This window comes from Polaribacter reichenbachii, assembly GCF_001975665.1.
Lineage (GTDB): Bacteria > Bacteroidota > Bacteroidia > Flavobacteriales > Flavobacteriaceae > Polaribacter > Polaribacter reichenbachii.
In genome coordinates, this window is record NZ_CP019419.1 from 3585602 (window position 1) to 3607344 (window position 21743).

Sequence of the window (21743 nt, forward strand, 5' to 3'; positions counted from 1 at the left end):
AAAGATACTACCCTTTAAAGCTTTAAAAACTGAAAATTAGACAGGTAATAAGTTAGGTTAGGTGATTGGTATTAAAATGTAGACGAACAAAAAAACACCTGTTTGCACAGGTGTTAAGTATATGTTAATTAAATATTTAAGATCTTTTAAAAAAAAAATATTTAAATTGATAAATTGTAGATTGTAAAAACTAGGTTAACATTCCACCATCTACAGATAAAGTTTGCCCAGTTATATAAGCACTCATATCTGAAGCTAGAAATACACAAGCATTTGCAATATCTTCTGGCTTACCTCCTCTTTTTAAAGGAATTGAATCTCGCCAACCTTGAACTACCTTTTCATCTAATTTTTCTGTCATTTCAGTTTCTATAAAACCAGGAGCAATTACATTACTTCTAATATTTCTAGAACCTAACTCTAAAGCCACAGATTTAGAAAAACCAACAATACCAGCTTTTGATGCTGCATAATTAGTTTGACCTGCATTACCTTTTAAACCTACCACAGAACTCATATTAATAATAGAACCTGCTCTCTGTTTCATCATTGGTCTAATTACCGCTTTTGTTAAGTTAAATACAGATTTTAAGTTAACTTCAATTACTTTATCGAAATCTTCTTCAGAAATACGCATTAACAAATTGTCTTTGGTAATACCTGCATTATTTACTAAAATATCTATAGCTCCAAATTCTTTTTGAACTTCTTTTGCTAATTCTTGAGCAGCAGTAAAATCTGCAGCATTAGATTGATATCCTTTTGCAGCAACTCCAAATGCTTTTAATTCGTCTTCTAAAGCTTTTGCAGCATCTACAGAAGAACTATACGTAAAAGCTACATTTGCACCTTGTTTTGCAAATTCGATAGCAATTCCTCTTCCTATTCCTCTAGTTGCCCCAGTAATTATAGCTGATTTATTTTCTAGTAATTTCATATTTGTTGGTTATTTTTAAGGCTTCAAAGATACTAAAATAAAAAAACTCGTAAAGTAAATTTACCTTACGAGTTTTAAATTTAAAATTAGATAAAGTTAAGATTTTACCTTTTTCTCATCAATATAATTAAATAAGTAATCTACTTCTAATTCTTTTATATTACCTAGTTTCTGAAGCGATTTTACATCTAAATCTTTCTTGTTACCAATTACCATAACATTATATGATTCTCCTTTAACGTTCTTGTCAAAAAAGGCTTTTAAATCTTCCATTGTCATATTCTTTATGGTGTTGTACATAGCTTCTCTATTGTCATTATCAATCCCTAATTTTTGTAATCTTTCATAAGACCAAAATATATTAGATTTTGTAATTCTTTGCGCTGCTAATTTTTTTAATGTAGATTCTTTTGCAGCTTGAAACTGTTTATCTGCCTCTGGCATATCATTCATCAATTCCATCATTGCATCTACAGCTTGCTCTAATTTGTTAGCTTGTGTACCCACATATGCCATAACATAATTTGGTGAGTCTTTTTTTGATGCTCCTTGATAAGCTGCAAATGCAGAATAAGCTAAAGATTTAGATTCTCTAATTTCTTGAAATACAATTGATGATAAACCACTACCAAAATAAGTATTAAACAATGTTGATGCTGCCATATTTTCTGGTTTAAAAGGATCTCCTTTTGCCAAAAACAACATTTCTGTTTGTACCATATCATAATCTGTAAAAAACACATTACCTCCAGTTTCTGTTTCTTTGTATTTTTTTGCTATAGGATATTCTTTTAATTCTCCATAAATTTTATGTTGATTGTTTAAAGCTGCAACAGCATTATCTACATCTTTTCCATAATAAAAAACACGTTGCTTATAATTTTTCATATCTTTAATTAGCGCTACCAATTCTTCTGGATTAATTGACTTTAATTCATCTATTTGCATAATATCTCTTAAAGGAGAATTCTCTCCATATTTACCATAATTCATTAAACCATTCCAAAGGATATTTCCTTTTTGGGTTTTTCCATCTTGGCGCCCTTTATAGATTTTTTCTACATATTTATTATAAGCCTCTTCATCTGCTTTAGCATTATCCCATAAATGTTCTAACAATTCTAAACCTTTAGGTAAATTTTCTTTTAATCCGTTTAAACCTACATAGGTTTTATCACTTCCTGTACTTACATAATAAGAGATTCCTAATTTATAAAATTCTTTCTTTAACTCTTCATTTGTATATTTATCTGTGCCTATATATTCTAAATAACCAGCAGCTAAAGATAATTTTTTATCATTATCACTACCCATATCAAAAATTATATTCATATCAAACAAATCATTTTTATCATTTAAAACATAAGAAACTTTAATATCATTTTCTGTTTTCGTTTCTTTAATTGCTGTTTTATAATCTACAAACTGAGGTTTTAGCTCTTCAGATTCCATTTTATTAAATGCCTGTATGTATTCTGAACTTTTGTCTCTATTAAGATTTACTGGAGTAATTCCTGGGTTTTCAACTTTTACGATGTTATTATCTTCACCTTTTCTCTTATAGGTAACTACATAGTTATCTTGATAAAAAGTGTTTGCAAAGGCAACTAATTCTTCTTTAGATACTTTTTTTAAATCATCTAAAAATTTTACTCTATCAGACCAATTTTGCTGATAAATAAAAGCTTCTACATATTTATCTGCCAAAGCTGAATTGTTTTCATATTGACGGGTTTCATTTAATTTTAGATCATTTACTACTGCTTCTATCATCCATTCATCAAACTCACCATTTTTTAATTTAGTAACTTGTTCTAATAATAAATCTTTTACTTCATCTAAAGTTTGTCCTGATTTTGGAGAGCCTGTAAATGTATGATAACCATAATCATTTAAAAATGTTGGTGAACATGATGCTCTTTGTACTACTTGTTTCTGATTTAAATTTAAGTCGATTAAACCTGCATTACCATTGGCCATAATCATATCAACTAAAGTTACCATCTTTTCATCTTCAGTATTTACACCTCCAGATCTATAAGCTATGGAAATATTTTCTGATGTAGGCCCAAAAACTTCATTTATAACAGGTTGAGTAATTGGTTCTTCTTTTGGTAAAGTAGGATGAGTCAGTTCTTTCTTTTCAAATTTACCAAAGGTTTCATTTATTTTTGCTATAGTTTTATCGAAATCTAAATCACCCACTAAAACAATTGCCATATTATTTGGCACATAATATTTATCAAAATAATTATGAATATCTATCATTGAAGGGTTTTTTAAATGCTGTCCTGTACCAATTGTTGTTTGTTGTCCATAAGGATGATTTGGAAATAAACCATCTAACATAGCAGCATAACGCTTTCTAAAATCGTTATCTTGCCCTCTATTAAATTCTTCAAAAACTGCTTCTAATTCTGTGTGAAACAATCTTAACACTAACGTACTAAAACGTTCTGACTCTAAAGTAATCCATTTATTAAATTCGTTTGCCGGAATTTTATTTGTGTAAACAGTTTGCTCAAACCACGTATATGCATTTGTTCCTGTAGCTCCTAAAGAAGCCGTCATTTTATCATATTCATTTGCAATTGAATAATTAGATGCTTCTAAAGAAACTTTATCAATTTCTTGGTACAGTGCTTTCTTTTTCTCTGTGTCTTCTTCTGTTCTGTGTTTTTCATACAAATCAGAAATTTTCTCTAAATATTCTTTTTCTTTTTCCCAATCTACAGTACCTACTTTGTGAGTTCCTTTAAAAACCATATGTTCTAAATAGTGTGCTAAACCAGTAGATTCTTTTGGATCGTAATTAGAACCAGCCCTTACAGCAATATAGGTTTGAATTTTGGGTTCGTCTGCATTTTTGCTTAAATACACTTTTAAACCATTGTCTAAAGTATATAGCCTTAAACCTGTAGGGTCATTTTCTACAGTTTCATAAGTTATTCCGTTTGTGTCTTTTTGCGCAGTTACTTTGTAGCTTTTATTGTTATCGGTATTACAACTAATGGCTGTAATTAACAACAAAATTAAAGCAAGTCGTTTAATTTGTTTCATAATAATTGAATTTGGTTGAATAAAAAAATCCGTTGAATTTACAAATTCAACGGATTTTAATAAGATTTATTATAAAAGTTTAACGATTATTTAATAAAATAAAGTTTACTTTAAAACATTCGCAACCATTTCTCCAATTTTAGCAGGTGAACTTACTACGTGTACACCATTTGCTGCTAAGATTTTCATTTTAGCTTGTGCAGTATCATCTGCTCCACCAACAATAGCTCCTGCATGCCCCATAGTTCTACCTGCAGGTGCAGTTTGCCCAGCAATAAAACCAACAACTGGTTTTCTATTACCATCAGCTTTAATCCATTGTGCAGCTTCAGCTTCTAAATTTCCACCAATTTCACCAATCATTACAATGGCTTCAGTTTCATCATCATTCATTAACATTTCTACTGCTTCTTTGGTAGTAGTTCCAATAATTGGATCTCCACCAATACCAATTGCTGTTGTAATTCCAAAACCTTGTTTTACAACTTGATCAGCAGCTTCGTAAGTTAAAGTACCTGACTTAGAAACAATACCTACTCTACCTTTTTTAAAGATAAAACCTGGCATAATACCAACTTTAGCTTCATCTGGAGTAATAACTCCAGGACAGTTAGGACCAACTAATCTTGTGTCTCTATCTGCAATATAAGCTTTAACTTTTACCATATCTGCAGTAGGTATACCTTCTGTAATACAAATAATTACTTTAATACCTGCATCTGCAGATTCCATAATTGCATCTGCAGCAAATGCTGGTGGTACAAATATAATTGAAGTATCTGCTGCTACTTTTTCTACAGCTTCTGCAACTGTATTAAAAACAGGTTTCCCTAAGTGTTCTTGACCACCTTTTCCTGGAGTTACACCACCAACAACATTGGTTCCATAATCAATCATTTGACCTGCGTGAAAAGTACCTTCACTACCAGTAAAACCTTGTACAATAATATTTGAATTCTTATTAACTAAAACACTCATTTGCTCTGATATTTTTTTTGTTTTACAAAAATAGTTTATTGTTTACTTTTATAAAAAAGTTATTTACTATTTATTTTTCTTTTAGCAATCTTTTTAAGCCTGCTAATTGTTTTAATTTTTCTCTTGATTCTTCTATCGGAGTCCCAAAATAAGATTTACCACCAGATACAGATTTTGTAACTCCAGTTTGCCCAAGAATCACTGCTCCTTTACCTATTGTAATTCCGCTGTTAGTACCAACTTGCCCCCAAATAGTAACCTCATCTTCAATAATTACACAACCTGCAATACCTGTTTGCGAAGCAATTAAACACTTTTTACCAATAACTGTATCATGCCCTACATGCACTTGGTTATCGATTTTTGTACCTTCTTTTATAGTTGTATCTCCTGTTACACCTTTATCAATAGTACAAGAAGCGCCTAAGTCTACATAATCTTCTAAAACTACTCTACCTCCAGAAATCAATTTATCGAAACCTGTTGGTCTGTTTTTATAATAGAAAGCATCTGCACCTAAAACTGTATTTGCGTGAATAGTGCAATTATTACCAATAATTGAATTATCGTAAATGGTTACATTTGGATGAATAACACAATTAGCACCAATTTGAACATTATTACCAATAAAAACATTTGGCTGAATTACAGTACTTTCTCCAATAATTGCACTTTCTGAAATACTTTCTTTGGATGCTATAAAGGGATTAAAATGTTTGGTAATTTTATTAAAATCACGAAAAGGATCATCAGAAATTAATAAAGATTTACCTTCTGGACAATCTACTTTTTTGTTGATTAAAACAGTTGTAGCGGCAGAATTTAATGCTTTATCATAATATTTTGGATGATCTACAAAAACAATGTCTCCTTTTTCTACAACGTGAATTTCATTAATACCAAGAATTGGAAAATTTTTATCACCAATAAAATCAACCTCTAATAAAGAAGCGATTTCTTGTAATGTTTGTGGAGTTTTGAATTTCATAGTTCGCTATTAAAAATTGGCTAATCATTTTTAGAAAAACCTAAAAACAAAAAGCAATTTCCAATTATTCTTTAATACGTTCTTGGTAAGTTCCTTTTGTAGTTTCTATCTTAATTTTATCACCTTCATTAATAAATAAAGGTACATTTACAGAGGCACCAGTTTCTACAGTTGCTGGTTTTGTTGCATTTGTTGCTGTGTTTCCTTTAACTCCTGGCTCTGTGTGAGTAACTTCTAAAATAACACTTTGCGGCATTTCAACAGATAATGGCATATCATCTTCAGAATTGATTATGATAGTAACAACTTCTCCTTCTTTCATTAATTCAGGAGTATCTAAAGCATTTTTTTGCAATTGAATTTGAGAATAATCTTGCTCATTCATAAAATGATAGGTATCTCCATCATTATATAAATACTGAAACTTGTGTGTTTCTACTCTTACATCATCAATTTTTCTACCAGCAGGAAAAGTATTATCTACTACTTTGCCATTGGTTACACTTTTTAATTTTGTTCTTACAAAAGCAGGACCTTTACCAGGTTTTACGTGTAAAAATTCTACAATTTTATAGATATCATTATTATACCTAATACATAATCCGTTTCTAATATCTGATGTTGTTGCCATTTATATAATTTAATTTGCTTTATAATATCCTTTCATTATCCCTCTGTGAGAATCTTTAATAAATTGAATGATTTCATCACGTTCTGGAGTTGCTTCCATTTCTGCTTCTATAATATCTATTGCTTGAGAATTATTGTAGTTTCTCTGAAATAGAATTCTAAATATTGCTTGAATTTCTCTAATTTTTTCTGTGGTATAGCCTCTTCTTCTTAATCCTACTGAATTAATACCTACATAGGATAAAGGTTCTCTTGCTGCTTTTACATAAGGAGGTACATCTTTTCTTACCAAAGAACCACCTGTAACAAAAGCATGATTACCAATAGATGCAAATTGATGCACAGCAACCATACCTGCTAAAACCACATGACTACCAATAGTTACATGACCTGCTAAAGTTGTATTGTTAGAAAAAATACAGTTATCGCCAACTAAACAATCATGTGCAATATGGCAATAAGCCATAATTAAACAGTTGTTACCTACAACAGTTTTCATTCTGTCTTTAGTACCTCTATTTATAGTTACACATTCCCTTACAGTAACATTGTTACCAATTTCTACTGTAGTTTCTTCGTCGTTGAATTTTAAATCTTGTGGAATTGCAGAAATTACAGAACCCGGAAAAATTCTACAATTCTCTCCAATTCTTGCACCTTCCATAATTGTTACGTTAGAACCAATCCAAGTTCCAGAACCAATTGTTACATTATTATGTATGGTAGTAAAAGGTTCTATTACAACATTTCTTGCAATTTTTGCTTGGGGGTGTACGTAAGCTAAAGGTTGATTCATAATTTATTTTTTTCTAGCTATTTGTGCCATTAATTCTGCTTCTGCTACTAATTTTCCGTTTGCATAAGCGTACGCTTGCATATGACAAATACCTCTTCTAATTGGTGTAATTAACTCTGCTTTAAAAGTTAAAGTATCTCCAGGTAAAACCTTTTGCTTAAATTTAACATTATCCATTTTCATGAAATACGTTAAGTAATTCTCTGGATCTGGAACTGTACTTAATACTAAAACTCCACCACATTGCGCCATCGCTTCTACTTGTAAAACTCCTGGCATAACTGGCGCTCCTGGAAAATGACCTACAAAGAAATTTTCATTCATTGTTACATTTTTCATTCCCACAACGTGTTTGTCTGATAGCTCTAAAATTCGATCTATCATTAAAAATGGTGGTCTGTGAGGTAAAATATCCATTATTTGATGAATATCTAATAATGGTGGCGCATTTAAATCGTATTGAGGAACATAGTTTCTCTTTTCTGTTTTAATAATTTTTGCCAATTTCTTTGCAAACTGAGTATTTACTAAATGCCCAGGTTTATTTGCAATTACTTTACCTTTTATTCTTGTACCTACTAAAGCTAAATCGCCAATAACATCTAATAATTTATGACGAGCAGCTTCATTTGCCCAATGCAAAGTTAAGTTGTCTAAAATTCCGTTTGGTTTTATAGAAATATTGTCTTTTTTAAATGCCTTTTGCAATTTTTGCATTGTACTATCAGACAATTCTTTATCAACATAAACAATAGCGTTGTTTAAATCGCCACCTTTAATAAGGTCATTTTCTAGTAACATTTCTATTTCATGTAAAAAACTAAAAGTTCTTGCAGCTGCAATTTCTTCTTTAAAATCAGCAATATGATCTAAAGTAGCATTTTGAGTTCCTAAAATTTTAGTGCCAAAATCTACCATAGTTGTTACTTGATATTCATCCGAAGGCATTAAAATAATTTCGCTACCAGAAACTTCATCTTTATAAGAAATAATTTCTTTTACAACATATTCTTCTATTTCTGCTTCTTGTTCTTTAATACCTGCTTTTTCTAAAGCTTCTACAAAGTATTTTGATGAACCATCCATAATTGGTGGTTCTGATGCATTTATTTCTATTAATAGATTATCGATATCTAAACCAACAGCTGCTGCTAAAACATGTTCTGAAGTTTGAATTTGAACACCATTTTTTTCTAAGTTAGTACCTCTTTGCGTGGTAACTACATATTCAGCTTTTGCCTCAATGATTGGAGATCCTTCTAAATCGATTCTACTAAAAGCAAAACCGTGATTTATTGGTGCTGGCTTTAACGTCATTGACACATTATTACCAGTGTGTAAACCAACACCTGATAAAGTAATTTCTGATTCTATTGTTTTTTGTTTCTTACTCATATTTTTCACTTAGAGTATTAAGTCTTTTTTCTATTTTATTAACTGATTCTACTACTGTTGGTAAGTTTTTAAAATGCACATAAGCTTTAAAATAATCACCATAATTAAAAGCTGGTGTACCTTGTACTTTTAAACCATCTTTTAAATTTTTGCTGATGCCTGATTGTGCTTGTATTTGTAAATTATTACCTAAAATTAAATGTCCTGCAATACCAACTTGCCCTCCAATCATACAATTCTCGCCAATTTTTGTAGAACCTGCAACTCCTGTAAGCGCAGCAATTACAGTATTTTTACCTATTTCTACATTATGAGCAATTTGTATCTGATTATCTAGCTTTACACCTTTTCTTATTATTGTAGATCCTAATGTAGCTCTATCTATAGTAGAACCAGAACCTATATCTACATGATCTTCTATAATAACATTTCCTATTTGTGGAATTGCCTTAAACTCTCCTTTTTCATTGGGTGCAAATCCAAAACCATCAGATCCTATGATACAACCTGAATGTATTTTACAGTGTTTACCAATCTGAGTTTCTGAATAAATTTTTACTCCTGCGAAAATTACACAATCATCACCAATAGTTGTATTATCACCTATATAACAATTAGGATATATTTTTACATTATTACCAATAGTTACATTTTCTCCTATATAAGAGAATGCTCCCAAGTATTCATTTGTGCCTACTTTTGCAGAATCTGCTATAAAATGTGGTGCTTCTCTACCTGTTTTATTATTTTTTACTTCGTTGTAAAATTCTAATAATTTAGAAAAAGATTTATATGCATTTTCTACTTTTATAAGTGTTGTAGAGATTTCTTTTTCTAACAGAAAATCATCATTTACAATAGCAATAGAAGCATTTGTAGTATATAAATAAGGATTGTATTTTGGGTTCGATAAAAAGGTTAAAGAGCCTTTTTCACCTTCCTCTATCTTAGATAATTTAGAAACTTCTTCATCAGGATTACCAACTACTTTACCTTCTAAAATATCTGCTATTTGTTGTGCTGTAAATTTCATCAACCGCAAAAGTATAAAATTTATAGGTATTTGGCTAATATCATTTTACTTTGGGTAACAAATAAAATGTTTAATTACTGGTTTTGTGAGTGCTTGCAGGTTTAATTGATCTGATGCTTTTGCAATATCTTTTAACTTTCCTTTTTTATTTAATATATAAATTGGTTTATCTGTCTGATATGCTAGGTTTCTTATTTCTTGAGAAAAGATAAAATATGCTACATCTTGTTCTGATATTTCTAACTTCTTAGAAAACTTATTCTTCTTTTTACTGATGTAAGCTTCAGCAAATGGTTTATTCTGAATTTCTATTCTTAATAATTTACGATCTACAATCATTTTACATAATAAGGATAAAACTTTATCTTTATGATGTACCCATTCTTTTATGGCAGATAAAATATCGTAATCATCTAGTTTAGAAAACATTTCTAAAGTTTGATCTGTAAAATTATCTTGATTTATTTGATGATATAAAAAGTAGTTTAAGGCTGTACTTGCATACAATTGCTCTCCTTTTTCTGCCAATTCTTTTGCTCTTTTTAAAACATTAACCAACATATTTTCTGCTACCAAACCAGTTTTATGCAAATACACTTGCCAATACATTAAACGTCTAGCAATCAAGAACTTTTCTACAGAATAAATTCCTTTTTGTTCTATAACTAATTCATCATCTTTAACATTCATCATGGCAATTAATCTGTCTGATGAAATATTACCTTCTGTTACACCCGTATAAAAACTATCTCGTTTTAAATAATCTAAACGATCTATATCTAATTGACTAGAAATTAACTGACATAAAAATTTTCGATGATATTTCCCTTCAAAAATTTCTATAGCTAAATCTAATTTGCCATCAAATTCTTCGTTTAATTTCTTCATAAATTTTAACGAAATTTCTTCATGAGAAATTCCGCTAACAATACTATGCTCTAAAGCGTGAGAAAAAGCGCCATGACCAATATCATGTAATAAAATAGCAATGTATACTGCATTTTCTTCATCCGTAGAAATAGCAATTTGCTTAAAACGTAAAACTCTAACTGCTTTTTCCATTAAATGGATGCAACCTAAAGCATGATGAAAACGTGTGTGATTCGCTCCTGGATATACCAAATTAGATAAACCCATTTGCGCAATTCTTCTTAATCTCTGAAAATAAGGATGTTCTATGATATCAAAAATTAAAGAATTCGGAATTTGTATAAATCCGTAAATAGGATCGTTTAATATTTTGAGTTTATTGGGCTTTTTTTTCTTCAAAAGACGGGTTTTATCAATATGATGCAAAGTACGAAGTAATGCCTTTAAATCGCAAATTTTAAATATTTAATTTCATATTTTCAGTTATTTTCTGATTGATAATTATCCTTTCAATTTATTATTTTTAGCAATAATTTATCATTTTATACCATTAAAAAACATATCAAAGCAGTACATTTAACCTTAAATGTTAAAATTTAAAAACAATATATGAGCAGTATACAAATTTTATGGGTGGATGATGAGATTGAATTATTAAAACCTCATATTCTTTTTTTAGAACGTAAAAATTATAAAGTTACAAAATGCACAAATGGTGCTGATGCTATAGATTTAGTAGATGAACAGAATTTTGATATTGTATTTTTAGATGAAAATATGCCTGGTTTAACGGGTTTAGATACACTTGCAGAAATTAAGCAAAAACAAGCCAATTTACCTGTGGTTATGATTACCAAAAGTGAGGAGGAATATATTATGGAAGAAGCCATAGGTTCTAAAATTGCTGATTATTTAATTAAACCTGTAAATCCGAGTCAAATTTTATTAAGCCTGAAGAAAAATTTAGATCATTCACGTTTAATATCAGAAAAAACAACTTCTAATTATCAACAAGAATTTAGGAAAATTTCTATGGATTTGGCTATGGTAAATTCTTACGAAGAATGGATTGATTTATATAAAAAACTAATTCACTGGGAGCTAGAATTAGAAAACATTAGTGACCCTGGAATGTTGGGTATTTTAGAAAGCCAGAAACAAGAAGCTAATAATCAGTTTTTTAAATTTATTAAAAAGAATTATGAAGATTTTTTAACAGCTCACGATAAACCAACTTTTTCGCATACTTTATTTAAAGATTATGTGGTTCCTGAACTTAATAAAGACCAAGGTGTTTTATGGGTTGTTATAGATAATTTACGTTATGATCAATACCGAATTTTAGAACCATTAATTAATAATCATTACAAAAAAGACGAGGAATATTCTTATTTTTCTATTCTACCAACAGCAACTCAATATGCTAGAAATGCAATTTTTTCTGGCTTAATGCCATCAGAAATGGAAAAACGTCATCCAAATTTTTGGAAAAATGATACTGATGAAGGTGGAATGAATATGTATGAAGATGAATTTTTATCAGCACAAATAAAAAGATTAAGTCTAAATATTAAACACGACTATTATAAAATTACTTCGTTAAAAACTGGAAAAGAATTGGCCGATAATTATAACGGCACCAAACAAAACGATTTAACAACAGTTGTTTATAATTTTGTTGATATGCTTTCGCATTCTAAAACCGAAATGGAAGTAATTAAAGAATTGGCTGGAGATGATAAAGCGTATAGAAGTTTAACATTGAGTTGGTTTAAAAATTCGCCTTTGTTCGAAATTATACAGAAAGCGCAAAATCTAGGTCAGAAATTAATTATTACTACAGATCATGGAACTATTAACTGTAAAAATCCTACTAAAGTAATTGGTGATAAAAACATCAGCTCTAATTTACGTTATAAAACTGGCAGAAGCTTGAGTTATGAAGAAAAAGATGTTTATGCGGTTCGTAATCCTAAAGATATATTCCTACCAACTGTAGCTATGAATAGCCCGTTTATATTTGCCAAAGAAGATTTGTTTTTTGCTTATCCTAACAACTTTAATCATTTTGTAAAGTATTATAAAAACACTTATCAACATGGAGGAATTTCTTTAGAAGAAGTTATTATTCCTTGTGCTGTTTATAGTCCGAAGTAAAAAATTCAGTAGTCAGTAGTCAGTAGTCAGTAGTCAGTAGTCAGTAGTCAAAGCTAATGAAAAAGTTATTTTTAATTTTATTGATATGTTTATTTCAATTTTCTTTTGCACAAGAAGATAAACTGTCTGCAGCTGCTTTAGAATTGACAAAAGATAAAGTGGTTTATGACCCAAGTTATTTTTCTATAGATTATCCTAATGGAGATGTTCCTAGTGATAAAGGTGTTTGTACAGATGTAATTATTAGAGCGCATAGAAAATTGGGTATTGATTTACAAAAAGAAGTTCATTTAGATATGAAAAATAACTTTAATCTCTATCCTAAAATTTGGGGATTAAAAAGAACTGATAAAAATATAGACCATAGACGAGTGCCCAATTTAATGACATTCTTTTCTAGAAAAGGTACTGTGAAGCCAATTACTAAAAACCCAAATGATTACAAACCTGGAGATATAATTTGCTGGAATTTAGGTGGTGCAATTACACACACAGGAATTGTTGTTAATAAAAAATCTGCCGATAATAAACGCTTTTTAATTGTCCATAATATTGGTTCTGGGCAAGTTTTAGAAGATTGTTTGTTTAGTTTTAAGATTATTGGTCATTATCGGTATTTGAATTAGTTTTCTAAAAACCATAAATTATAAAAAAAGAGGAACTTAAATGCTCCTCTTTTTTTTAAAGATTTTCTATAAATCAATATTTATACACTATAAATTAAGATATTCATAAAATCTGTAATTATTAAATAACTTCACTATTTTTGTACAATATGAACAAAAACTATTCTTTACATAATTTATCCCAAATTGCTGCTGAAGTTATTGCATCAGCAGAAAATAAAATTTTACTGTTTTATGGAGAAATGGGTGTGGGTAAAACCACTTTAATTAAAGAAATTTGTAAGCAATTGGAAGTTTTAGATACTATTTCTTCTCCTACCTTTTCTTTGGTTAATGAATATCGATCAGAAAAAAATGAAAAAGTATATCATTTTGATTTTTATAGAATAAATGACGAAGAAGAAGCTTTAGATATGGGCATTGAAGAATATTTTGATAATAATGCTTGGTGTTTAATTGAATGGGCAGAAAATATCAAAAATTTATTACCTTTAGATGCTGTTGAAATTCATCTTAATTTATTAGAGGATAACCAACGTAATATTCAACTAAAATAACCAAACTATGAGTTCATTTTCTCCTTTTAGCAAAGAAGAATTAATACCACAAACAGAAATGTTAGAGGTTAAAAAGAAAAAAGGGGAATTATTTATAGGCTTGCCTAAAGAATCTTATACAGGTGAAAAACGTGTTTGTTTAACTCCAGATGCTGTTACTGCATTAACTGCTCACGGACATCGAATTGTAGTTGAAACTGGTGCTGGAGATGGCGCAAATTACACAGACAAAGAATATTCTGAAGCTGGAGCAAAAATTTCTTATAATGTAGAAGAAGCTTTTAAATGTAGTATTGTTTTAAAAGTTGCTCCTCCTACTGAAAAAGAAATAGATTATATTAATCCACAGACTATTTTAATTTCTTCACTTCAATTAAAAACACAGTCTAAAAAATATTTTGAACTTTTAGAGAAAAAAAGAATTACTGCTGTTGCTTTCGATTATATTAAAGATGATCATGACACATATCCTGTTGTAAAATCTTTAAGTGAAATTGCAGGAATTGCTTCTATATTAATTGCGGGTGAATTAATGAGTGGAGCTAATAAAGGTAATGGTTTACTTTTAGGAAATATTGGTGGTGTACCACCATCTAGCGTTGTTATTTTTGGTGCTGGAACTGTAGGAGAATTTGCTGCAAAAACTGCATTAGGTTTAGGTGCTCGAGTAAAAGTTTTCGATAATTCAATTTCTAAATTAAGAAAATTACAACATTGTTTAAATGCACCTATTTATACATCTACAATTCAGCCAAAATCTGTTGCAAAAGCTTTAATGCGCTGCGATGTTGCTATTGGTGCTATTAGAGGTAAAAATAGATCGCCTATTTGTGCAACTGAAACTATGATAGAGACTATGAAAGAAGGCGCTATTATTGTAGATGTTAGTATAGACAGAGGTGGGTGTTTTGAAACTTCTAGTGTAACATCTCACAACAATCCTACTTTTGTAAAACACGGCATTATACATTATTGTGTACCAAACATTCCTTCTAGATATGCAAGAACAGCTTCTGTTTCAATCAGTAACATTTTTACACCTTATCTATTAAATATTGCTGATGAAGGTGGTTTTGAAAATGCTGCACGTTTTGATAAAAGTTTAAGAAACGGAATGTATTTTTATCACGGAATTTTAACAAATAAAACTGTTGCAGATTGGTTCGATATACCTTACAGAGATATTAATTTATTAATTTTATAAGCTCTTTTTTAATTGTAAAAAAGTACATTTGCAGTTCAAAATTTTACAATGTTACTTAAAAGAATAGGGTATTTTTTAGTGGGCGTTTCTATCAGTTCAATTGGGGTATACTTTTTTTGGCAAAAGAAAAATGCAACTTTCGATTACGGAATGGATGCAAGAACACTAAAGACAATTAGAATAAAAAAACGTTTTTATTCTGAAGATGCTAAAAAAGTAATGCTAAATTCTGATATTGATACACTTAAAATTGCTACTATTTTATATAATGGCGATGTTGATTTTGGCAATAGCAAACCTAGACAAAAACCTTGTGCAGAATATTATATTACAGGTAAAAGAGAATTAGAAAATGTAAGCTTATACGTTTCTAGATGCGATTCTACTGCAACTATAGAAAAGATAATTCTAGATTAAATTTTATTTTTCTGATAAAATCTAGGTTTAACAATTCTTATACTTATCATACAAACCTAAACCATTTAAAATCATTGGAATAATTTTTTCTAATCTAGTTTGTTTTGTACTTGCTCTTTTTGCTGATGAAATATATTCACAAAATTCTCTCTGTTTACTGTTTGTAAAAGTTTCAAATTTTGAATTTAATTCTTCATTTTCTGATAATTTTTCGGCTAATTCATCAGGAATTGTTACCTCTTTTTTAAATCTATCTGCTTTAATTTCTTTGCCTAATTTTACATTTTCGATAGCTTCTAAAACGTAAGTCTTAATAAATTCAGCATTTATATCTTCTATAGAATAAAACCGCCATTGCAACATTGCTTTTGTTTTTCCTTCTTGTGCATTAATAAATACTTTTTGTTCATCTTTTAATAAAGCACCCTGAAAAAACCACAAACCACAATAGTTTTTAAAAGCTGCTAAACCCACAATATTTTTACCTTTATAAACATAAGTAGGCGCTCCCCATTTTATAGTTTCTTCTAAAGGTAAACTGGTTATTATTGCTCTTAATAATTCTAATTCTTGTTTCCAGTTATCTTTTTTAGCAATATATTCTTCAATTTTATTCATCATTTATCCTTTAAATTTTCTAAATAATGTGTTTCAATTTTATCAACATTTTTAATTGTTTTCTTAACCCAATCAAAATATAAAATTTCTTTTTCTTCTTCGGATAATTGCCAATCTAATTCAGAATTTCTAAGTTTTGTAGTAACATCTTGTAAAATAATTGCAGCTGCCACAGAAATATTTAAACTTTCTGTAAAACCAACCATTGGTATTTTTAAAAATCCGTCTGCATTATCTTTTACATAATCAGAAACTCCTTCTGCTTCTGCTCCTAAAACAAATGCAGATTTTTGATTAATATCAAAATTATGCAATAAACTAGAATCACTATGAGGTGTTGTAGCAATAATTTGATATCCTTTTTTCTTTAAATCATCTAAACAATTTTTGGTATTATTTCCATCCGTTTTATAACGATGAGAAGTAATCCATTTTTGTGAACCTTTGGCAACATATCTAGAAACTCGATTGATATATCTATTTTCGATAACCTGTAAATCTTGAATTCCGAAAATATCGCAAGTTCTTACAACAGCACTAGCATTATGAGCTTGATAAATATCTTCTAAAACTACAGTAAAATGACGAGTCCTATTTTCTAAAACTGTTTTAAAAGTATTTTTTCTTTTATCCGTTAAAAAGCTCTCAAAATATGCTAATAGTTTTTTATCAATCATAAATACAAAATTATGATTTTATTCTTATTTTTATACACTTAGTCTTTTTTTTTAAAATATAGTGAATGAAAAAAATTGTTGTTTTAACAGGTGCAGGTATATCTGCAGAAAGCGGTATACAAACCTTTAGAGATGCAGATGGTTTATGGGAAGGTCATGATGTTATGGAAGTTGCATCACCAAAAGGTTTTGCTGATAATCCTGAATTAGTCCTAGATTTTTATAATAAACGTAGAAAGCAGCTATTAACGGTTAAGCCTAATAAAGCACATTTAAATTTAGCGGAATTAGAAAATCTTTTTGATGTTGAAATAATTACACAAAATGTAGATAATTTACACGAAAAAGCAGGCAGTACAAAGGTTACTCATTTATATGGCGAACTTTTAAAAGTAAGAAGTACTGTTGATGAAACTTTTGTTTTAGATTGGCAAAAAGATTTACTTCTTGGCGATTTATGCATACACAATAGCCAATTAAGACCTCATATTGTTTGGTTTGGAGAAATGGTGCCAATGCTTGATAAAGCTATAGAAATAACTCAAAAAGCAGATATTTTAGTAATTATAGGAACCTCTATGCAAGTATACCCTGCTGCGAGTTTAATAAATTACGCGCAGCAAAATATTCCTATTTATTTTATTGATCCAAAACCTTCAGTTTCTGAAAATAATTTTAATAATCTTAAAATTATTAAAAACTTAGCTAGTTCTGGTACAGATGAATTAATTAATTTATTAAAAGCTAAAACTTTTAACTAGCTTCATTAAAATGATCGTAAATTTCTTTACAACCACCACCCACTATAGAAAAGTTTTTGTCTTTAGAAGTTGCTAGCGTCATTAATTCTTGAATTGCATTTAATCCATTTCTATCAATTTCAATAGCTTGTTCAATGTTTAAAGTAATTTTGTTTTTCTTATCAATTTTAGTTGTAAAGTAATTCAAAAACTTAGGGACATTTAACGTGTTTACATTACCTATTAGATGATAAACATTCTTCTTTTTAGAGATTTTTAAGTACATAGGGTAAAATTTTAGGGTTAATTTTTAACTTTTCTACTGCATTTATTAATATTAAAATTTTATATTTAAAAATAAATTTGAAATTGGAAAACTAGTGGTTTTAGTAGTTACCATATCTTTATTAATATCAGATGTAATTTCTTCTAATTGTTTATCACTTAATTTACCATAACAATTAATGTTTAAAACTGTTTGTGACAATAAAACTACAATAATTAATATATTTTTCATAATATATATTTATATCATAAAAGTAATTATTAATTAAACTTTAAATTTAATTACTCGTTTTACATCAAAATATGTTCGATGAAAGGAAATTAAACTGCGATAAATTAATTATAATAAATCTAAACGTTTCATTAGCTCAGGTCTGTTAGATCTGCTTACTGGTATAACATCTTTTTTAATTAAAACGCTATTATCTTCTATATCTATAATCTTTTTTACATTTATTATGTAAGAACGGTGTACTTTTAAAAACATAGAATCTGGCAGTTTTTCTTCAATCTTTTTTAAAGTTGAATGTACAGTATAATCTTTGTTATCAGTTTTAATATCGATATAATCTCCTTTTGCCTTTATTAAATAAATACTAGATAAATCAATTTTAATTAATCTACGATCAATATTAACATAGAAATCATTCTTTATTGCTAACTCTTTTTTAGCTTCTATTTTAGCATCTGATAATTGTAGTTTTTCTGCCTTTTTAATTGCTTTTTCGAACCTTGGTAACTCAATTGGTTTTAAAAGGTAATCTGCAATAAAATCATATTCAAAGGCTTCTATAGCAAATTTAGGGTCTGATGTTGTGAAGATAATTTTTGGTGGGTCTTTTAGTGTTTTAATAAAATCTAAACCACTAAAATTTGGCATATGTATATCTAAGAAAATTAAATCTACGCTATTTTCGTTTAAATATTTCATAGCATCTATTGCACCTGAAAATTCTTCAACGAGATTTAATATTTCTACTTCATTGCAAAGAGTTCTTATAATGACTCTTGCCATTTTTTCATCATCAATAACAATACAATCCATGGGGGGAAGCGTCTAAATTGTTTTCAAAAATAAAGATATATCTAATAATGTCTGGTCAAAATGTGCTTTCTGCATTGGATCTAAATTGTGTTCTCGAAGATTTTTTTCAAACTCATTCGCCTTCTCGTAACTAGTTTCAAGTCCTAAAATACTAAATTTATGTTTAATGCGATGAACATTATCTTCAATTTCTTTAAAATCTTTTTTCTCGATACTATTTTGATACTTTTTTTTCTCTTCTGGAAACTCTGTTTTAATAACTTCAATCAAAGTATTTCTTATAGATTCGTTGCCTCTAGCTAGTTTTTCGATGTATTCTAAATTTGGTATTTCCATAGTTATTTTTTTAATGTAAAAATAAAGGTTGTTCCTTTACCAGCAATAGATTCTAAAGATATTTTTCCATTATAAGCTTCTACAATCTTTTTTACAATAGATAATCCTATACCCGTAGATTTATAATCATTTTCGAGTTTTTGAAACGCAATAAATATAGTTTCGAAATAATGTTTTTCTATTCCTTTACCATTATCTCTTACCTTAAATTTCCAATAATTACCTTCATCAGAAAAAAGAATTTCTACTACACCATATTCTCCTTTATCATTAAAATTAACAGCATTGCTTATTAAATGATAAAACAAAAGTTCTAATCGATGTTGATCTCCATAAATTGACGGCAAATCTACTGGAATATAAATCTCAATATCGTTAGGATTGTCTAGTGTTAGAATTAAATCATCTATTAAAGAATTTAAATCTACCTTATAACGTTTCTTTTCTAAGTTACCAATGGTAGAATACTCCAAAATACCTTTAATTAAAGTATCCATTTTTTCTACATTTTCTTTAATTAAATTTACTATTTCTCTACCTCCTTCCCCTAAGTTTTCGTAATAGTCTTCTTTAATCCAACTTGTTAAAGCATCTATACTTTGTAATGGAGATTTTAAATCATGAGAAACCATATGAGCATAATCATTCAATTCTTGATTTTGCTGTTCTAAACTTGCTACTAATTTATCTTTTTGTTTATTAATTTCGATAATTTCTTTAGTTTGATTATCGATAAAGTCTACTAATTTTAATGAATCTAAAGCATCATGATTTTTTACATCATCTAATTCATAAAACTTTAAATTATTAATAACATTATTTAATTTAGAAATAATTTCTCTTTGTGCTAATGACTCTTTTTTTAATTTTTGATTCGATTGAAAAAGTTCTTCAGAACTTATAGAAGCTGCTCTTTGTAGCATTACAAACTGATCTTCTGAAGTAATATAAGATCTATTTACGGCATCTAAAAAAGCTTCTAAATCTTTGCTAGATTGAAGTTCTTTGGGTAAATATTTTCTTATTTGTCTTTTTAAAAGGGAGTTCATTATTCACTAATTAAAGTAATAGCCATAGTTTGGTTATGTAATTGACAACTTATTTCGTCATTAAAAGGGGCAATTTCGCCATATGAATACAAGCCACATACAGTAGCATCTTTACCCAAAACTTCAATTACTTCTTCTACTTCTTCTTCTATTCTTTGATCTAAAACTAATTTTCTACCAATACAGCTGATTAAAATTGCTAATTCTGGCTTAGTTTTTCTATAATTTAAAGCTTTTTGGGCTCCTATTTCTGCTGCATTTACAATACTATCTACATTCGTCATCATCAACTGCACTTGAGAACCTTCTTTTATATCACCGGCTAAAATTACTGAATTATTTTCTTCATTAATATTAAGAATAGTTCTTACAATAGATTTAGTTTCGTCTGAAGATTTTACCTTTAATGGATACAATAAAGCTGCACCTGGCAATTCTTTACTTTTTTCTCCTAAATAGGTTTTGTATAAATCTAATGCAGGTTGCCCATCTAATTCGAATAAAATATTACCATCAGATTTTGTAACAATTCTTTCGGGTCCAAAAGGTGTCCAACCTCCTTTTGTTGCAAAAGAAACTTCTAAAGAATCTCCATATAAACCAATGGCAACAATTTTACCTTCTTTTGGTGATTCATTGTAAGAGGTTAAAGTAGTTTCAAATCTTGGACCATCACCACACAATGCACCAGTAATTAGCAAGTTGTTTTGTGTAGCTGCATTCATTCCTTTAGTTAACTGGCTTCCGTTTATAAAACTACCATCAGAAAGTACAAAAACATATTTTAAATTTTCTTTAGGTAATTGTCTTATTAACTCTCTACCTGTTCTAAAACTATCAATTTTAATATCAGAATTTAAAACATTGGTTGTTTTTATTGCAAAAGTACTTTTCTCGAATTCTATGGCTGTAATAGCAATAGTTTCATCTTCTACAGATTCTGAAGTAATGTCTCCGGCTGTAGATCCAAAAACAATATGTCCATCTTTAAAAATTTCTCTTATTTCGTTGTAGATATTCTTGTCTTGCAACATAAACCTATTACCAAATACAAATACCAAAGGTTCTATTAAAATGAGTTTTTCTGATAAATAAGTTATTTCATCATTCTTACTCTTTTTTAATTGAACAATTTTCATTTCTATATTTTTTGAAGGTTGAAATAAATTTTATGCAAAATTTGCTTAAAAAGAAAATATTTCTGGTAACTATAAATTTACAAACTTTTTAATAATTGATATATAAAATGCGTAAAAATTACTAATCATTACACTATTAAATCATCAAAAACTTTAGAAATTCTTATAACCTTTGTATTTCTAAATCAAATAATTGTAAAAAGTAA

Annotated in this window: 23 protein-coding genes; 6 read left to right on the plus strand and 17 right to left on the minus strand. The window is 28.8% G+C overall.

Annotated elements, in window-relative coordinates; all coding sequences use genetic code 11:
* Positions 1-190: 190 nt before the first annotated feature.
* The 9 genes from fabG to BW723_RS15295 form a co-directional block, all read right to left on the minus strand.
* Positions 191-937 carry a 3-oxoacyl-[acyl-carrier-protein] reductase gene (fabG, locus tag BW723_RS15255; RefSeq protein ID WP_068358184.1) on the minus strand — a complete coding sequence of 249 codons (747 nt, stop codon included), beginning with the start codon at positions 935-937 and terminating at the stop codon, positions 191-193.
* Positions 938-1033: 96 nt separating this feature from the next.
* Positions 1034-3997: a M16 family metallopeptidase gene (locus tag BW723_RS15260; RefSeq protein WP_068358181.1), complete on the minus strand. Its 2964-nt coding sequence runs from the start codon at positions 3995-3997 to the stop codon at positions 1034-1036.
* 105 nt (positions 3998-4102) lie between these two features.
* Positions 4103-4975 carry a succinate--CoA ligase subunit alpha gene (gene sucD, locus BW723_RS15265; protein ID WP_068358178.1) on the minus strand — a complete coding sequence of 291 codons (873 nt, stop codon included), beginning with the start codon at positions 4973-4975 and terminating at the stop codon, positions 4103-4105.
* Between the two features lie 70 nt (positions 4976-5045).
* A complete protein-coding gene (locus BW723_RS15270; RefSeq protein WP_068358175.1) occupies positions 5046-5963 on the minus strand; it encodes a UDP-3-O-(3-hydroxymyristoyl)glucosamine N-acyltransferase in 918 nt (305 codons plus the stop codon).
* A gap of 64 nt (positions 5964-6027) precedes the next feature.
* The gene (gene efp, locus BW723_RS15275) at positions 6028-6594 is read right to left on the minus strand and encodes an elongation factor P (RefSeq protein WP_068358172.1); all 567 of its coding nucleotides are present in this window, start codon (positions 6592-6594) and stop codon (positions 6028-6030) included.
* A 9-nt stretch (positions 6595-6603) separates the two neighbouring features.
* Positions 6604-7389, minus strand: coding sequence for an acyl-ACP--UDP-N-acetylglucosamine O-acyltransferase (gene lpxA, locus BW723_RS15280; protein WP_068358169.1), 786 nt, complete (start codon positions 7387-7389; stop codon positions 6604-6606).
* Positions 7390-7392: 3 nt separating this feature from the next.
* Positions 7393-8784, minus strand: coding sequence for a bifunctional UDP-3-O-[3-hydroxymyristoyl] N-acetylglucosamine deacetylase/3-hydroxyacyl-ACP dehydratase (locus BW723_RS15285; RefSeq protein ID WP_068358165.1), 1392 nt, complete (start codon positions 8782-8784; stop codon positions 7393-7395).
* Complete coding sequence (gene lpxD, locus BW723_RS15290; protein ID WP_068358162.1) at positions 8777-9817, minus strand: UDP-3-O-(3-hydroxymyristoyl)glucosamine N-acyltransferase; 1041 nt, start codon at positions 9815-9817, stop codon at positions 8777-8779. The genes BW723_RS15285 and lpxD overlap by 8 nt, the downstream gene beginning before the upstream one ends.
* Before the next feature lie 45 nt (positions 9818-9862).
* A complete protein-coding gene (locus BW723_RS15295) occupies positions 9863-11086 on the minus strand; it encodes an HD domain-containing protein (protein ID WP_226789295.1) in 1224 nt (407 codons plus the stop codon).
* Between the two features lie 210 nt (positions 11087-11296).
* On the opposite strand from BW723_RS15295, the gene porX reads away from it, so the two are divergent.
* The 5 genes from porX to BW723_RS15320 all read left to right on the plus strand — a co-directional run bounded on the left by porX (position 11297) and on the right by BW723_RS15320 (position 15648).
* Positions 11297-12844 (plus strand): T9SS response regulator signal transducer PorX, encoded by a 1548-nt coding sequence (gene porX / locus BW723_RS15300; RefSeq protein WP_068358159.1) that lies wholly within the window; start codon positions 11297-11299, stop codon positions 12842-12844.
* A 56-nt stretch (positions 12845-12900) separates the two neighbouring features.
* Complete coding sequence (locus tag BW723_RS15305; RefSeq protein ID WP_083139603.1) at positions 12901-13470, plus strand: DUF1287 domain-containing protein; 570 nt, start codon at positions 12901-12903, stop codon at positions 13468-13470.
* A gap of 149 nt (positions 13471-13619) precedes the next feature.
* Positions 13620-14027 (plus strand): tRNA (adenosine(37)-N6)-threonylcarbamoyltransferase complex ATPase subunit type 1 TsaE, encoded by a 408-nt coding sequence (gene tsaE / locus BW723_RS15310; protein ID WP_068358156.1) that lies wholly within the window; start codon positions 13620-13622, stop codon positions 14025-14027.
* A 7-nt stretch (positions 14028-14034) separates the two neighbouring features.
* Positions 14035-15231: an alanine dehydrogenase gene (locus tag BW723_RS15315; protein ID WP_068358151.1), complete on the plus strand. Its 1197-nt coding sequence runs from the start codon at positions 14035-14037 to the stop codon at positions 15229-15231.
* A gap of 48 nt (positions 15232-15279) precedes the next feature.
* Positions 15280-15648, plus strand: coding sequence for a DUF4258 domain-containing protein (locus tag BW723_RS15320; RefSeq protein ID WP_068358147.1), 369 nt, complete (start codon positions 15280-15282; stop codon positions 15646-15648).
* 27 nt (positions 15649-15675) lie between these two features.
* On the opposite strand, the gene BW723_RS15325 is transcribed toward BW723_RS15320, so the two are convergent.
* On the minus strand, positions 15676-16269 hold the full coding sequence (locus tag BW723_RS15325; RefSeq protein ID WP_317197690.1) for a YdeI/OmpD-associated family protein: 594 nt from the start codon (positions 16267-16269) through the stop codon (positions 15676-15678).
* A complete protein-coding gene (locus tag BW723_RS15330) occupies positions 16266-16943 on the minus strand; it encodes a TrmH family RNA methyltransferase (RefSeq protein ID WP_068358140.1) in 678 nt (225 codons plus the stop codon). The genes BW723_RS15325 and BW723_RS15330 overlap by 4 nt, the downstream gene beginning before the upstream one ends.
* Positions 16944-17008: 65 nt before the next feature.
* Between BW723_RS15330 and BW723_RS15335 the strand changes: the two genes are divergently transcribed.
* Positions 17009-17704: an SIR2 family NAD-dependent protein deacylase gene (locus tag BW723_RS15335; protein WP_068358137.1), complete on the plus strand. Its 696-nt coding sequence runs from the start codon at positions 17009-17011 to the stop codon at positions 17702-17704.
* Here BW723_RS15335 and BW723_RS15340 read toward each other — a convergent pair.
* From BW723_RS15340 to BW723_RS15365, 6 genes are all read right to left on the minus strand, one after another.
* Entirely contained in the window at positions 17697-17969 is a 273-nt protein-coding gene (locus BW723_RS15340; RefSeq protein WP_068358133.1) for an STAS domain-containing protein, read from the minus strand. The two genes, BW723_RS15335 and BW723_RS15340, sit on opposite strands and share 8 nt — an antisense overlap.
* A 51-nt stretch (positions 17970-18020) precedes the next feature.
* Entirely contained in the window at positions 18021-18200 is a 180-nt protein-coding gene (locus tag BW723_RS15345) for a hypothetical protein (RefSeq protein ID WP_068358131.1), read from the minus strand.
* Positions 18201-18308: 108 nt separating this feature from the next.
* A complete protein-coding gene (locus BW723_RS15350) occupies positions 18309-19013 on the minus strand; it encodes a LytR/AlgR family response regulator transcription factor (protein ID WP_068358127.1) in 705 nt (234 codons plus the stop codon).
* Positions 19014-19025: 12 nt separating this feature from the next.
* Complete coding sequence (locus BW723_RS15355; RefSeq protein WP_068358123.1) at positions 19026-19349, minus strand: Hpt domain-containing protein; 324 nt, start codon at positions 19347-19349, stop codon at positions 19026-19028.
* 2 nt (positions 19350-19351) lie between these two features.
* Positions 19352-20398, minus strand: coding sequence for a sensor histidine kinase (locus BW723_RS15360; protein WP_068358120.1), 1047 nt, complete (start codon positions 20396-20398; stop codon positions 19352-19354).
* Positions 20398-21537 (minus strand): FIST signal transduction protein, encoded by a 1140-nt coding sequence (locus BW723_RS15365; RefSeq protein ID WP_068358117.1) that lies wholly within the window; start codon positions 21535-21537, stop codon positions 20398-20400. The genes BW723_RS15360 and BW723_RS15365 overlap by 1 nt, the downstream gene beginning before the upstream one ends.
* Positions 21538-21743 lie beyond the last annotated feature (206 nt).